At 66.2% G+C, this 13,642-nt stretch carries 12 protein-coding genes; 9 read left to right on the plus strand and 3 right to left on the minus strand.

The features are described from left to right. Positions 1-32 precede the first annotated feature (32 nt). Entirely contained in the window at positions 33-812 is a 780-nt protein-coding gene (locus QFZ41_RS14560) for a phosphatase PAP2 family protein (RefSeq protein WP_429199400.1), read from the minus strand. A gap of 78 nt (positions 813-890) precedes the next feature. Between QFZ41_RS14560 and QFZ41_RS14565 the strand changes: the two genes are divergently transcribed. Further along, positions 891-2,486, plus strand: a complete 1,596-nt coding sequence (locus tag QFZ41_RS14565) for an alpha/beta hydrolase (protein WP_429199401.1) — start codon at positions 891-893, stop codon at positions 2,484-2,486. Between the two features lie 234 nt (positions 2,487-2,720). Next, positions 2,721-4,625, plus strand: a complete 1,905-nt coding sequence (gene prpE / locus QFZ41_RS14570) for a propionate--CoA ligase (RefSeq protein WP_429199402.1) — start codon at positions 2,721-2,723, stop codon at positions 4,623-4,625. 50 nt (positions 4,626-4,675) lie between these two features. On the opposite strand, the gene QFZ41_RS14575 is transcribed toward prpE, so the two are convergent. Next, on the minus strand, positions 4,676-4,882 hold the full coding sequence (locus QFZ41_RS14575; RefSeq protein ID WP_429199403.1) for a hypothetical protein: 207 nt from the start codon (positions 4,880-4,882) through the stop codon (positions 4,676-4,678). On the opposite strand from QFZ41_RS14575, the gene prpB reads away from it, so the two are divergent. Further along, positions 4,881-5,768, plus strand: a complete 888-nt coding sequence (gene prpB / locus QFZ41_RS14580; protein ID WP_429199404.1) for a methylisocitrate lyase — start codon at positions 4,881-4,883, stop codon at positions 5,766-5,768. The two genes, QFZ41_RS14575 and prpB, sit on opposite strands and share 2 nt — an antisense overlap. An 11-nt stretch (positions 5,769-5,779) precedes the next feature. Beyond that, positions 5,780-6,928, plus strand: a complete 1,149-nt coding sequence (prpC, locus tag QFZ41_RS14585; protein WP_429199405.1) for a bifunctional 2-methylcitrate synthase/citrate synthase — start codon at positions 5,780-5,782, stop codon at positions 6,926-6,928. Between the two features lie 251 nt (positions 6,929-7,179). Here prpC and QFZ41_RS14590 read toward each other — a convergent pair whose 3' ends face one another. After that, on the minus strand, positions 7,180-9,198 hold the full coding sequence (locus QFZ41_RS14590; RefSeq protein ID WP_429199406.1) for an FAD-dependent oxidoreductase: 2,019 nt from the start codon (positions 9,196-9,198) through the stop codon (positions 7,180-7,182). Between the two features lie 297 nt (positions 9,199-9,495). Here QFZ41_RS14590 and QFZ41_RS14595 point away from each other — a divergent pair, with 297 nt between their 5' ends. The 5 genes from QFZ41_RS14595 to QFZ41_RS14615 all read left to right on the plus strand — a co-directional run bounded on the left by QFZ41_RS14595 (position 9,496) and on the right by QFZ41_RS14615 (position 13,552). Further along, the gene (locus QFZ41_RS14595; RefSeq protein WP_429199407.1) at positions 9,496-10,422 is read left to right on the plus strand and encodes a hypothetical protein; all 927 of its coding nucleotides are present in this window, start codon (positions 9,496-9,498) and stop codon (positions 10,420-10,422) included. A 90-nt stretch (positions 10,423-10,512) separates the two neighbouring features. Beyond that, on the plus strand, positions 10,513-10,878 hold the full coding sequence (locus tag QFZ41_RS14600; RefSeq protein WP_429199408.1) for a hypothetical protein: 366 nt from the start codon (positions 10,513-10,515) through the stop codon (positions 10,876-10,878). Continuing rightward, positions 10,875-11,558, plus strand: a complete 684-nt coding sequence (locus tag QFZ41_RS14605) for a C39 family peptidase (RefSeq protein ID WP_429199409.1) — start codon at positions 10,875-10,877, stop codon at positions 11,556-11,558. The genes QFZ41_RS14600 and QFZ41_RS14605 overlap by 4 nt, the downstream gene beginning before the upstream one ends. Then, positions 11,555-12,157: a hypothetical protein gene (locus tag QFZ41_RS14610; protein ID WP_429199410.1), complete on the plus strand. Its 603-nt coding sequence runs from the start codon at positions 11,555-11,557 to the stop codon at positions 12,155-12,157. The genes QFZ41_RS14605 and QFZ41_RS14610 overlap by 4 nt, the downstream gene beginning before the upstream one ends. Before the next feature lie 3 nt (positions 12,158-12,160). Then, the gene (locus tag QFZ41_RS14615) at positions 12,161-13,552 is read left to right on the plus strand and encodes an acetate kinase (protein ID WP_429199411.1); all 1,392 of its coding nucleotides are present in this window, start codon (positions 12,161-12,163) and stop codon (positions 13,550-13,552) included. Positions 13,553-13,642: the final 90 nt, after the last annotated feature.

Here is a 13,642-nt window from a genome sequence, read left to right on the forward strand (position 1 = left end):
ACAACCATTCGCGCCGTCACGACCGCATGAAATCACGCCAGGCTCTTGCGCCCCTCGCGGAGCCGGAAATATTCCGCGCTGCCGGCGCACAACGTCACCCACGCCAGCCCGGTCGCGTACCCCGCCATCACGTCGCTGAAATAATGCACCTGCAGGAGGATGCGGCTGATCCCGACGATGGTGATCATGCTCACCGCGGCCACCACGATGGTCCGGTGCCAGCGGGGCGGGCAAAGCACGAGCGCCACGTAGGCGAGCATGCCGTAGAACACCATCGACCCCGACGCATGTCCGCTGGGGAAGCTATAGCTGTGTTCGACGATGAAGCCATGATCGTGCAGCGGCCGTTCGCGCTGGAACCAGGCCTTCAGCGCGCTGTTGATCACGGCGGTGCCCACCAGCGTCGTGATCCAGCTTGCCGCGAGGCGGAAATGACGGCGCCACAGCAGCGCGAGGAAGATGACGAAAGTCGCGATGCCGACCACGAGGGGGTCGCCGGCGTGAGTGACCAGGGCCACCGCACGCAGCACGGCCGCAGGCATGTTATCGCGCAGGGCCGCCGCGAGTTCGGCATCGAACACGGTCAGGCCCGCCGCCTCACGCACCTCGACCGCGATCGCGGTGGCGATCACCAGCATCGCCACCACCACGGCCACGGCGGTGGCGGGCCGCAGCAACGCACGGGCGGCCGCATCGTGGCCTTCGCGACGGCGCATGGCGCGACGCCACACCACGTCCGCACCGCCCAGGGCAAGAACGAGCAGGGCCGCCCAAAGCGACAGGGCATGTCGGCTGATCCACTCGGTATCCATTCCGTTTGCTCCTCGTCTCGTGTCAGGATCGGCGATGTTGCCACGCCGCGCGCCCGCGGCTCGAGAAGGGGTCGTTCGATGAAAGCTCTATCCGCCCGCGCCATCCTTGCCCTGGCGTTCGCCACGGCGGGCTTTGCCGCCGATGCCGACGACGCGCCATTGGCGCACCGCATCGTCCGCGTCACGCTCGACGGTGCCAGCGACAAAGGCACCTCGGGACGCCTGATCCTGTTTGCCGCGCCCGCCTCGGCGGCGAAGGACGGCAAGCTCGAGGCTGTCGATACCAATCCGTTCGAACCCAAGGCCGTGTCCGTGGCCGCGCGTGAGGTGACGTGGATCGCGCCAGGCCAGTCGGTCGACCTGGACACCGACGGCGAGGCGTTCCCCGCCGGGTTCTCGACGTTGCCGCCGGGGGATTACCTCTTCCAGGCCGTGCTCGACGTGGATAACGACTACAACTACGGCGGCCGCCATGCCGGCGACCTCATCAGCGACGTGACGCCGGTGAAGCTCACGCCGGGTGGCAGCCTGCCGGCCCTGAAACTGAGCAAGGCCGTGCCGCCGCGGGATCCCTGGGTCCTGCCGCCGATGGCGCCGCAGGTGGTTCGCGACGCCCTGCCGGAGGCACGCAAGCATGCCCATGCGGATGTCTTGCAGAGCCCCCTGCTGACAGCCTTCGCGGGCCGTCCCTTGTCGGTCCGCGCCTGGGTGGTCACGCCGCCGGGCTACGATCCCAAAGGTACGACGCGCTATCCGACCGTCTTCCTCACCCACGGCTTCACGGGAGGCTTCGACCGTTACGCGGGGACGATCGCCTACCTTTGGCTGGCGATGTCCAAAAAAGAGATGCCGCCGATGATCTGGGTGCTGCTCGACGAATCGGGCCCCACCGGCACGCATGAGTTCGCCGACTCGGTGAACAACGGGCCGTGGGGCCAGGCACTCACCACCGAATACATCCCGTGGCTCGAAGGACGCTACCGCATGGATGGCAAGCCCAGCGGGCGTTTCCTCACCGGACACTCGTCTGGTGGCTGGGCGACGCTGTGGTTGCAGACGCGTTACCCCAAGGAATTCGGCGGCACCTGGTCGACCTCGCCCGATGCCAGTGACTTCCGCGATTTCACCGGCGTCGACATCTATGCGGTGAATGGCAACGCCTACAAGAAGCCGGACGGCACGCCCATTCCGCTGGTGCGCGACAAGGGGAAGGTCATCGCTTCCCTCGAAACCTTCGTCAAGCTGGAAGAGGTACTGGGCGCCTACGGCGGCCAGTTCGCGTCGTTCGAATGGGTGTTCTCGCCACGTGGCAAGGACGGCCGGCCCCAGCAGCTGTTCAACCGCGTCACCGGTACGGTGGACCCCGCCGTCGCCGCGTACTGGCGCGACCATTACGACATCGCCCAGCGCCTGCGCACGCAGTGGCCGGCGTTGAAGCCGGACCTCGACGGCAAGATCCACGTCATCGTCGGCACGGCCGATACCTTCTACCTCGATGGCGCTGCGAAATTGCTCAAGGAAACCCTCGATGGGCTGCACGCGAAGAGCGATATCCGCTTCCTTCCCGGCAAGACGCATTTCGACCTCTACACCGAGGGCGACGACCGTCAGGCGCTGTTGAAGAAGATCGCGTGGGAGATGTACGGCGTGGCGCGGCCGGGGCAGGGCAAGTAGGCGACGCCTCGCGGGATTGAATCGCCGACAGGGTCGGCTCCCACCAGAGCATGCACGGCTTCCAGCCCTGGTGGGAAAGCATGCACGGCTGCCGGCTTTGGTGGGAAAGCATGCACGGCTTCCAGCTTTGGTGGGAGCCGACCCTGTCGGCGATGCTCTTCGACCAAGGTCCAGAGGCGCCACCCCGACCGCTGTCCTACCCTCAAGGACGAACCACTTCCCGGAGGCGCATCCATGGGCTACGAGGCATCCTGGCGACGCTCGGTCGACGAACCGGAGGCGTTCTGGGGCGAGCAGGCGCGGTTGATCGATTGGCAAACACCGCCGCAATGCATCCTCGACCAGTCCAACCCGCCGTTCCGCCACTGGTTCGTCGGTGGAACCACCAACCTCTGCCATAACGCGGTCGATCGACATCTCGATGCACGCGGCGACCAGCTAGCCATCGTCGCGGTGTCCACCGAAACAGGCGTCACCCGGGAAATCAGTTATCGGGAACTGCATCGCGAGGTGAATGCCTTCGCGGCCATCCTCGTCGAACTGGGCGTGGGCAAGGGCGACCGCGTCGTCATTTACATGCCCAACATCGCCGAGGCGGTGTTCGCGATGCTCGCCTGCGCGCGCATCGGCGCGATCCATTCCGTCGTCTTCGGCGGCTTCGCCGCACACAACCTCGCCCTGCGCATCGACGATGCGGAACCGAAACTTCTGGTCTGCGCCGACGCGGGCATGCGTGGCGGCAAGATCATTCCGTACAAACCCCTGGTGGACGCGGCGCTGCGCGAGGCGAAGGCGCCTCCGGCGCATGTGCTCGTCGTCCGGCGTGGGCTCGATCCCGGCATGGCATGGGTGACGGAACGCGACGTCGACCATGCGCCGCTGCGTGAGAAGCACCTCCATGCGCAGGTTCCCGTCGAGTGGCTGGAATCGAACGAGCCCAGCTACCTGCTCTACACCTCGGGCACCACGGGCCGGCCGAAAGGCGTACAGCGAGATGTGGGGGGCTATGCGGTGGCGCTCGCCGTCTCGATGACGGCGATCTTCGACCTGCAGCCGGGACAGACCATCCTGTGCACCTCGGACGTAGGCTGGGCCGTGGGGCACTCGTACAACGTGTACGGTCCTCTCATCGGTGGATGCACCGCCATCCTGTACGAAGGACTTCCCACCGGCCCCGATCCCGGCATCTGGTGGCGTCTTTGCGAGAAGTACAAGGCACGCACCATGTTTTCCTCGCCCACCGGCATCCGCGTGCTGAAGAAGCAGGATGCGGCATGGTTGGGGAAATACGACCTCTCGTCGTTGAAATGGATCTTCCTCGCGGGCGAGCCGCTCGACCAGCCCACCTACGACTGGCTCACCACCGGCACCGGCAAGACCGTGGTGGACAATTACTGGCAGACCGAAACGGGCTGGCCGGCCTTGTCCCTGATGCCGGGACTGGACCTCAAGCCGGTGAAGCCCGGTTCGCCCGGCTTTCCGACGTTCGGATATCGCATGCGCGTGATCGACGAGGCCACCGGCGAAGAAAAGCCGGCAGGCGAAAAAGGCGTGCTGGTGATCGAACCGCCTTTGCCACCGGGCTGCCTCACGACGATATGGCGAGACGACGAGCGCTACCGGCGCAGCTACTTCGGCCATTTCAAGGAGCTGCTGTATAGCTCGCTGGATTGGGCGGTGCGTGACGCCGATGGCTATTTCTTCATCCTCGGCCGAACGGACGACGTGATCAACGTCGCAGGGCATCGCCTGGGCACGCGCGAGATCGAGGAATCGGTGGCGACCCTCGGTGCGGTTGCCGAAGTGGCGGTGGTTGGGATCGCCGACGAACTGAAAGGGCAGGTACCCGCTGTCTTCGCCACGCTGAAGCAAGGCGTCACGGACGATCCGCGCGACGTGGCGCAGGCGATGGAGCGGCGCGTGGTGGAATTGCTGGGTGGCGTGGCGCGGCCCGCCTGCGTCTACGTGGTCGGCGCGCTGCCAAAGACCCGCTCGGGCAAGCTCCTGCGCCGTGCGCTGCAGGCGCTGATGCAGGACACCGACCCCGGCGACCTGTCCACCCTGGATGACCCGGGCGCCCTGGAGGAAATTCGCCAGGCCATCGCCCGCGGCCCGCACTGCGGGCAGAAGCGGACTTGAGGAATGGAGCCACGTCCAGCAGGAATGGTCCATGGCAGGAATGGCCATAGTTAGGAATAAACCATAGGGTGGGAGCCGACCCTGTAGGCGATGGTGCTTGCCTTGACCTTGCCCGCTGCCGCGGGATCGCCGACAAGGTCGGCTCCCACCAGCTTGGCTCCCACCGTGTGAGCAGCCGCGCCGCTTCTCCCGCGACGCAGCAAGGCCTCGTCGCGGCGGTGCGCTAAAATGACTCTCTTTGCTTCGGAGAGTTCCATGGCACAGCAACCCTCGGCCGGCGCCCGTTTCCGCGCCGCGCTCGCGGCCGAACAGCCGCTGCAGGTGATCGGTGCGATCAACGCCAATCATGCGCTGCTGGCCAAGCGTGCCGGGTTCCGTGCCATCTACCTCTCCGGTGGGGGTGTCGCCGCGGGCTCGCTGGGCCTGCCGGACCTGGGCATCAACACGCTCGACGACGTGCTCACCGATGTCCGCCGCATCACCGATGTCTGCGACCTGCCGTTGATGGTCGACATCGACACCGGCTTCGGTCCCAGCGCGTTCAACATCGCCCGCACGGTGAAAAGCCTGGTCAAGTTCGGCGCCGCCGCTTGCCATATCGAGGACCAGGTCGGCGCCAAGCGCTGCGGTCACCGGCCGGGCAAGGAAATCGTCACCACCGAGGAAATGGCCGATCGCGTCAAGGCCGCCGCCGACGCCAGGACGGATCCCGACTTCTTCCTGATCGCCCGCACCGATGCCATCGCCGTGCTCGGCGTGGATGCCGCGATCGAGCGTGCCATTGCCTGCGTCGAGGCCGGTGCCGATGCGATTTTCGCCGAGGCAGCCTACGATCTGCCGACGTACAAGCGTTTCGTCGACGCGGTGAAGGTGCCCATCCTCGCCAACATCACCGAGTTCGGCCAGACTCCGCTGTTCAGCACGCAGGAGCTGGGCAGCGTCGGCGTGGGCATCGTGCTCTATCCGCTATCCGCGTTCCGCGCCATGAACAAGGCCGCCGAGAACGTCTACAACGCCATCCGCCGCGACGGTCACCAGCGCAATGTCATCGACACGATGCAGACGCGCGAAGAACTCTACGACCGCATCGGTTACCACGCTTACGAACGTCACCTCGACGAACTGTTCTCCAAGAAGGGTTAAGGAGTTACGCAATGAGCGACACCACCACCCAGCCCAAGGCGAAGAAATCGGTCGCCCTCTCCGGCGTGCCGGCCGGCAACACCGCGCTGTGCACGGTCGGCCGCAGCGGCAACGACTTGCATTACCGCGGCTACGACATCCACGATCTCGCGGCGAAGGGCTCGTTCGAGGAAGTGGCTTACCTGCTGGTGCACGGCGTGCTGCCGAACTGGATGGAGTTGAATGCCTACCGCGCCAAGCTCAAGCGGCTGCGTGGCCTGCCGGCGCCGGTCAAGAGCGCCCTCGAACTCCTGCCCGCGGCGACGCACCCGATGGATGTGATGCGTACCGGCGCCTCGGTGCTCGGCACGGTGTTGCCGGAGAAGGACGACCATAACCTCACCGGTGCGCGCGACATCGCCGATCGCCTGATGGCCAGCTTCGGCTCGATGCTGCTGTACTGGTACCACTTCAGCCATAACGGCAAGCGGATCGAGACCGAGACCGAGGACGAATCGATCGCGGCGCACTTCCTGCACCTGCTGCACGGACGCAAGCCGAGCGACCTGCATTCGCATGCACTGGACCGCTCGCTGGTGCTTTACGCCGAGCACGAGTTCAACGCCAGCACCTTCGCGGCGCGCGTCATCGCCGGTACCGGCTCGGACATCTATTCGGCGATCACCGGCGCGATCGGTGCGCTGCGCGGTCCGAAGCATGGCGGCGCCAACGAGGTGGCGATGGAGATCATCGCGCGCTATCGCGACTCGGCCGAGGCGGAAGCGGATATTCGCGCACGCGTCGAGCGCAAGGAGATCATCATCGGTTTCGGTCATCCGGTGTATACCGTCTCCGACCCGCGCAACGAGATCATCAAGGAAGTGGCGCGAAAGCTCTGCACCGACGGTGGCAACCCGCGCCTGTTCGAAGTGTCGGAGAAGATCGAGAAGCTGATGTGGGAGCTGAAGAAGATGTTCCCGAACCTCGATTGGTACTCGGCATCGGCGTATCACATGATGGGCGTGCCGACGGCGATGTTCACGCCGCTGTTCGTGATCGCGCGCACCTCCGGCTGGAGCGCCCACGTGATCGAGCAGCGCCAGGACGGCAAGATCATCCGTCCGAGCGCGAACTACACGGGTCCGGAAGACCTGGCGTATACGCCGATCGAGAAGCGGTAATCCCGAGAGCCCTGGGGTCCGAGAGTCCGAGAGCCCTAGGGTCCTCAGGAGTCCTTAGGGTCCTTAGGGTGTATCGCGGTCTAGCGGTCTAGAGACCTGGTGGGAGCCGACTTTGTCGGCGATCCCGCGGCAGCGGGCCAGGTCGACGCAAGCACCCATCGCCGACAGGGTCGGCTCCCACCAAAGCCGGCTCTCACCAAAGCCGGCTCTCACCAAAGCCGGGCTCTCACCAGAGCCGGCTTCCACAAGGGTTACAACGCCGCGGCCAAGCGCGTGGCCTTGTCGATGGCCCGCTTCGCGTCCAGTTCGGCGGCGACGTCCGCGCCGCCGACCAGGTGCACGTCGACGCCGCGCGCGAGCAGGGCTTCATGCAACGCGCGGTTCGGCTCCTGCCCCGCGCAGACGATCACATGATCGACGTCCAGCACCTGTGGCTGTCCGTCGATCAAGACATGCAGCCCTTCGTCGTCGATGCGCTCGTATACCACCCCGCCGAGCATCTGCACGCGCTTGTTCTTCAGTGTCGCGCGATGCACCCAGCCCGAGGTCTTGTTGAGCCGGCCCCCGGGCCGACCGGCGGTCCGTTGTAGCAGCCAGATCTGCCGCTCCGGTTTTTCCGGCCGCGCGGGCATCAGGCCGCCCGGTGTCGCCATGCTCATGTCCACGCCCCACTCCTTCGTCCACCGGCCGATATCGGTAGTGGGGGAGGGCGCGGCTTCACTGAGGAACTCGGCCACGTCGAAGCCGATGCCCCCGGCGCCGATGATCGCGACCTTTTTGCCGACGGCCGCGTTGCCTTGCAGCACGTCGAGGTAGCTCAGCACCTTCGGATGATCGGCTCCGGGAATCGTCAGTGCACGTGGCAGCACGCCCGTCGCGAGGATCACGGCATCGAAGGTGCCATCGGCGAGGCCATCCGCGGTCGCCGCCGCGCCGAGCCGACGCTGCACGCCGGTGGCATCGAGCCGGTAGTCGAAATAGCGCAACGTCTCGCTGAATTCCTCCTTGCCGGGGATGCGTCGTGCCATGTTGAACTGCCCGCCGATCTCACTCGCCCGGTCGAAGAGCGTCACCGCGTGGCCGCGCTCGGCGAGCGTGGTCGCGGCGGCGAGGCCCGCCGGGCCGGCACCCACCACCGCCACGCGCTTCTTCGCCGCGGCGGGCACGATCTTCAGCTCGGTCTCGTGACACGCGCGGGGATTCACCAGGCACGATGCATGGCGGTTCTCGAACACGTGGTCGAGGCACGCCTGGTTGCAGGCGATGCAGGTGTTGATGGCTTCGGGCCGCGCCGCGCGCGCCTTGTTCACCCATTCCGGATCGGCTAGCAGCGGACGCGCCATGGAGACCATGTCGGCGTCGCCATTGGCCAGGATCCGTTCGGCGACGTCCGGCATGTTGATCCGGTTGGTGGTTACCAGGGGAATACCGACTTCGCCCTTCATGCGTCGCGTCACCCAGGTGAAGGCGCCGCGCGGCACGCTGGTGACGATGGTGGGGACGCGCGCCTCGTGCCAGCCGATGCCTGTGTTGATGATGGTGGCACCCGCCGCCTCGATCGCCTTGCCCAGGGCGACGATGTCGGTCCACGACTGCGATTCGTCGACCAGGTCGAGCATGGACAGCCGGTAGACGATGATGAAATCCCTGCCTACCGCCTCACGCATGCGGCGCACGATCTCGATCGGGAAACGCATGCGGTTTTCGGCCGAGCCACCCCACTGGTCGGTGCGCTTGTTGGTGCGCGGCGCGAGGAACTGGTTGATCAGGTAACCCTCCGAACCCATCACCTCGACGCCATCGTAGCCGGCGTCGCGCGCCAGTTTCGCGCTCCGTACGAAGGCGTCGATGCTGCGTTCCACGCCCCGGGAGGAGAGCGCGCGAGGGGTGAACGGGGTGATCGGCGACTTGATCCGCGACGGCGCCACCGAGAGGGGGTGGTAGGCGTAGCGTCCCGCATGCAGGATCTGCATGCAGATCTTGCCGCCCTCCGCGTGCACCGCGCGCGTGACCTTGCGATGCCGTCCGACATGCCAGGGCATCGACATCGTTCCCGACATCGGCTTCACCCAGCCCGCGATGTTCGGCGCGATGCCTCCCGTGACGATAAGGCCCACGCCGCCACGCGCACGCTCGGCGAAGAACGCGGCGAGCTTCTCGTAATCCGCGGCCTTGTCCTCCAACCCCGTATGCATCGAGCCCATGAGGACACGGTTGCGCAAGGTGGTGAAACCCAGGTTCAGCGGGGCGAGCAGATGCGGGTAGGCCACGGGAGGCTCCGGTTCAAACGATCGTTCGAATGATCGTCGTAACCGGCGCCCACGGCAAGGGCGGGCGCAGCAGCGCCCCGGGCCGCCGCAATGGCGTTACGGCATGTATCGCCGCCTTTACACGCCTGGCCGTCCGTTCAGCGTCTGGATGACGCTAAATCCGCATGGGAGCAGGTTCTTGCGACCGCACCCGCCGAAGGCACGCAACTTGCTCCTTTCTTTCACCCGGTGCGTTGGCAGGACGTCCGGTCATCCCGAAAAAACAGGGGTTCCGCGTCGCTCACAGGAGACTCTCCCATGCGTAAGACTCTTATTGCCACGGCGATCTGCCTCGCCATCGGATTTGCCTTGCCGGCCATGGCCGACGACACCCAGACCGGATCCTCGGGTGCCAGCGCGCAGCGCAGATCGATTGCCGTGCAGTATTCCGATAGCTCCACTTATACGGACAGCTCGACCCACAGCCGGACCGACACCACGTCCGGATCGTTCAACACCACCAACGCCGTGTCTTACACAGCGCTCAATGGAAGCGTCAGCAACGTCGGCGTGAGCGGCATCGGCAACGTCGCCCGCAACCTGGGCAACGCCAACGGCGGACGCGGCGGAAGCGGTGGCGACGGCTACGGCGCGGTCGGCTACGGCGGCACGGGTGGATCCGGTGGTGACGGCGGCAATGCGCGTGCGCGCGGCGCGGTCGGCGGCGACGGTTCCGCTTCCAGTGGCGACGCGGGCGCGTTGACCGCCTCCGCCGGCGGCGACGGCTCCGGCGATGGCGGCAACGCCAACGGCGACGGCGGCCGGGCAAACGCGCGCGGCGCGGGTGCCGACACGGCGACGGGTGGATCCACGGCCAGCACGGGTGGCGCGAGCGCCAGCACGGGCGGCGCGGGAACCTCCGGCGACGCGACCGGAACGGCCACGGGCGGAACCGGCACCGGCGGCGCCGGCGGCACGGCGATGGCGGCCGGTGGCGAAGGCGGTGCGGGCGGCGCGGGCGCGTCGGGCACGGGTGGCGCGGGCACGGGTGCCGACGGTGGCGCCGGTGGCGCGGGCGGCACGGCCTATGCCGATGCGGGTGCGTTCGACATGTCCAACAACATGGGAAGCGCGGGCGCGGCGGCGGCTGGCATCTCCAACTTCGCGCAGAACAGCGGTGCGGCGTCGTTGATCCAGCAGGGCGTGAATGTCCAGGCCAACCTCAGCGTGGGTTCGGCTCCGTAACGGTTGGACCGGTAGCAAAGGGAACCACGGGGCGCTCCGGCGCTCCGTGGTCATCCGAAGGGAAGCCCCCGCACCTTCAGGAGAACACCCATGCGGCAGCAACACGAACATCGGGCGCGCCGTGCGCTCGCTTGCGTGGCCCTGGCCTGTACCGTCGGGGCGGCATGCGCGACGCCACCCGCGAATCAGCCACCGCCTGCAACGTTCGGCCAGGCCACGTCGATCGATCGGCTGCAGGCCATGACCGGCGGCAGCGAAACCACGAACAACATCAACCAGCAGACGCTCAACGGCACGATGAGCGAGACCGAGGCCAAGAACACGGTCAGCGGCGGCAACATCATTTCGGGCAGCGCGTTCGACAACGCCGCGGGATTGCCGACGGTCATCCAGAACTCCGGCAACAACGTGCTGATCCAGAATTCCACCATCGTCAACGTGCGGATGAATCCATGAAGTCCGCCTGCGCCCTCGCATTCTTGCTCGTCCTCGCGGCACCCGCCGCGCCGGCGATGAAGGCGGAGGTGCAGACAAGCCCCGGCACGTCGTATCCCGTGCGCATGACGAGTCTGAAGGAAGCCCGCTTCCGCAACACGATCCGGCAGAAATACGACTTCAGTTGCGGCTCCGCCGCCGTCGCCACCTTGCTGACCTACCAGTACGGTTACCCCGTCGACGAGCAGTCCGCGTTCGACATGATGTTCACCCATGGCGACCGGACGAAGATCGGCAGGGAAGGATTTTCGCTGCTGGACATCAAGCGGTTCCTCGCTTCGCGCGGCTTCGAGGCGGATGGCTTCGAGCTGCCACTGGAGAAGCTCGATAACGAAGGGGTTCCGGCGATCGTGCTCATCAACGAGCGCGGCTATCACCACTTCGTCGTGGTGAAGGGTTACAAGAACGGCCGCGTGCTGGTGGGCGATCCGGCCCGAGGTACACGCGCCATGTCCAAGCGGCGATTCGACGCCATGTGGAACAACGGTGTCGTCTTCGTCATCCATAACCAGCGCGACCGCGCCATCTTCAACAGTCCACGCGACTGGGCGGTCGCTCCCGCGGCACCCATCGGAGACGGCATACAGCGCAACGGGCTGGAGCCACTGGTGATGCCAAAGCGCGGACCGGGGGACATATGAAAACCCGAACACTGATCGCCGCCGCCATCCTTGGCGGTGCCTGCTCCACCGTCTGCGCGGCCGAGTTTCCCGCGGACCGCAGTGTTTCCGACGTGCGGCTGGACCGTATCCGCGGTGGTTTCGACTTCGGCGACAACCTTCGCGCTTCCTTCGCGCTGCAGCGCACCGTGCTGATCAACGGCATGGAGGCGATGCGCACGACCATCACCGTTCCGGACATCGCGAACATCACCCGGGACCAGGCGGCGGCCTTGCAGGACGCCTTGCGCACCACGGTCGTCACCAACGGCGCCGGAGGCGTGGCGGACGCCGTGCCCACGACGGCGGCGCAGAACGCGGCGGCCGCCGCGCCCACGGCCGCCGCGACGCCGGCTACGACACCGGCGACCTCGAACGCAGCGGCGACAACGCTGGCGACCGTCTCGGCCGCATTGCCGAACTCGGCGCTGCCGGGGCTCGTCGTGCAGAACTCGCTCGATAACCAGGCCATCACGGCCACCACCACCATCGACGCGTCGGTCAACAGTGCGCGGATGCTCGAAAGCATCCGCATGGCGGAGTCGGTCAATGACGCGGTGATCAAATTCCGGGGGAACTGACGCATGTATCGCAATGGCAGGGTGATGCAGGCAAAAACGTGCGCGGGTGCCCTGGCATTCGCGGTACTTCCGATGTGGATCGGCGCATGCCTGGCGCAAGAAGCCACCGTCGATCCGGCCTTGCGGGAGAAGATCGACGCGCAGGGCAGGCGCATCGACGCCATGCGTACCCGCATGGCGGAGCAGCTCGCCGAGCTCGAGCAGATGAAGCGCGAGTTGGCCGTCCAGGAAACGAATTACAACGACCTGCGCAAGGCGGTCGGCCTCAACGCGCTGGACGCGGCGCGCGGCGGTTCGGCCGCGCTCGCCGATCCTCGCGCACAGGCCGCGCCGGGGCAGGAAACCCCGGGCGCACCGCCGCCCGGCGCGCCTCCGGCCGCGGGTTCCGGACAGGTGGTCGCCACGCAACCGGTGGGGCGTCGGCCGGAAACGGACGAGCGCCCGCCCGAGGTCGCGCCCATTTTCGACCAGCCCGGCGTGCTCACGCCCAAGGGCAAGCTGATCGTCGAGCCTTCTTATCAGTACGGTTACTCGTCGAGCGATCGCGTGGCGCTGGTGGGCTATACCGTGATTCCCGCGATCCTGATCGGGCTGGTCGACGTGCGTCAGGTGAAGACCACGACACAGACGGGCGCCGTGGCATTCCGCTACGGCCTCACCAACCGCATGGAACTGGAAGTGCGCATTCCGTACGTCGATACGCATACGGATACCATCAGTCGCGAGATCTTCACCGGCACCGCGCAGGATCGCCTCTTCACCACCAGCGGTAAGGGCCTGGGCGATATCGAGGCCACATTGCGTTACCAGATCAACGACGGCGGCGCGGACAAGCCGTATTACGTCGGCTGGTTCCGCGCCAAGTCGCGAACGGGCCGCGATCCCTTCGAGGTCACCAGCGACTGCGTGACGCGCTGCGTGGAGAACTTCACCGGGACGGGACTTCCCCTGCGCAATCCGACAGGCTCCGGTTTCTATTCGGCGCAGCTGGGCGTCACGTGGTTATATCCATCCGACCCCGTGGTGTTCTTCGGTAACCTGAGTTACCTGCACAACTTCGAGCGGAAGAACGTCAGCCGTAACGTACTTCTCGCGGGCAAGCAGTTCCTCGGTGACGTAAAAGCGGGCGACATCGCCGATATCAGCATCGGCATGGGCCTGTCGCTGAACGAGAAGGCGTCCATCAGCATCGGTTACGACCAGGCTTTCGTGGCTCGGACCACGCAGAACGATCATCCGTTGCCGGGTTCCGCCCGGGTGACGCTCGGTTCCCTCCTGGTCGGTGGCTCTTACCGCTTCAACGACAGGGAAACGTTGAACGTGACCCTGGGCGTTGGCGTGACGGGCGACACGCCTGACACGACGATCACGGTGCGCGTCCCGATCACGTTATAGGTTCACACCGGTTTCACTCCGACCTGAACGCGTTTCGAACACGCGCAGGTTCCCGTGCACGCGACGCACACATCATGAATCGTTAAGATT

It is taken from the genome of Luteibacter sp. W1I16 (assembly GCF_050434905.1).
Taxonomy (GTDB): domain Bacteria; phylum Pseudomonadota; class Gammaproteobacteria; order Xanthomonadales; family Rhodanobacteraceae; genus Luteibacter.

What these genes read in the sequence shown, in the direction of transcription:
- QFZ41_RS14560 (WP_429199400.1), bottom strand. Translation starts at nt 812, where the DNA reads ATGGATACCGAGTGGATCAGCCGACATGCCCTGTCGCTTTGGGCGGCC.
- QFZ41_RS14565 (WP_429199401.1), top strand. Translation starts at nt 891, where the DNA reads ATGAAAGCTCTATCCGCCCGCGCCATCCTTGCCCTGGCGTTCGCCACG.
- prpE (WP_429199402.1), top strand. Translation starts at nt 2,721, where the DNA reads ATGGGCTACGAGGCATCCTGGCGACGCTCGGTCGACGAACCGGAGGCG.
- prpB (WP_429199404.1), top strand. Translation starts at nt 4,881, where the DNA reads ATGGCACAGCAACCCTCGGCCGGCGCCCGTTTCCGCGCCGCGCTCGCG.
- QFZ41_RS14575 (WP_429199403.1), bottom strand. Translation starts at nt 4,882, where the DNA reads ATGGAACTCTCCGAAGCAAAGAGAGTCATTTTAGCGCACCGCCGCGAC.
- prpC (WP_429199405.1), top strand. Translation starts at nt 5,780, where the DNA reads ATGAGCGACACCACCACCCAGCCCAAGGCGAAGAAATCGGTCGCCCTC.
- QFZ41_RS14595 (WP_429199407.1), top strand. Translation starts at nt 9,496, where the DNA reads ATGCGTAAGACTCTTATTGCCACGGCGATCTGCCTCGCCATCGGATTT.
- QFZ41_RS14600 (WP_429199408.1), top strand. Translation starts at nt 10,513, where the DNA reads ATGCGGCAGCAACACGAACATCGGGCGCGCCGTGCGCTCGCTTGCGTG.
- QFZ41_RS14605 (WP_429199409.1), top strand. Translation starts at nt 10,875, where the DNA reads ATGAAGTCCGCCTGCGCCCTCGCATTCTTGCTCGTCCTCGCGGCACCC.
- QFZ41_RS14610 (WP_429199410.1), top strand. Translation starts at nt 11,555, where the DNA reads ATGAAAACCCGAACACTGATCGCCGCCGCCATCCTTGGCGGTGCCTGC.
- QFZ41_RS14615 (WP_429199411.1), top strand. Translation starts at nt 12,161, where the DNA reads ATGTATCGCAATGGCAGGGTGATGCAGGCAAAAACGTGCGCGGGTGCC.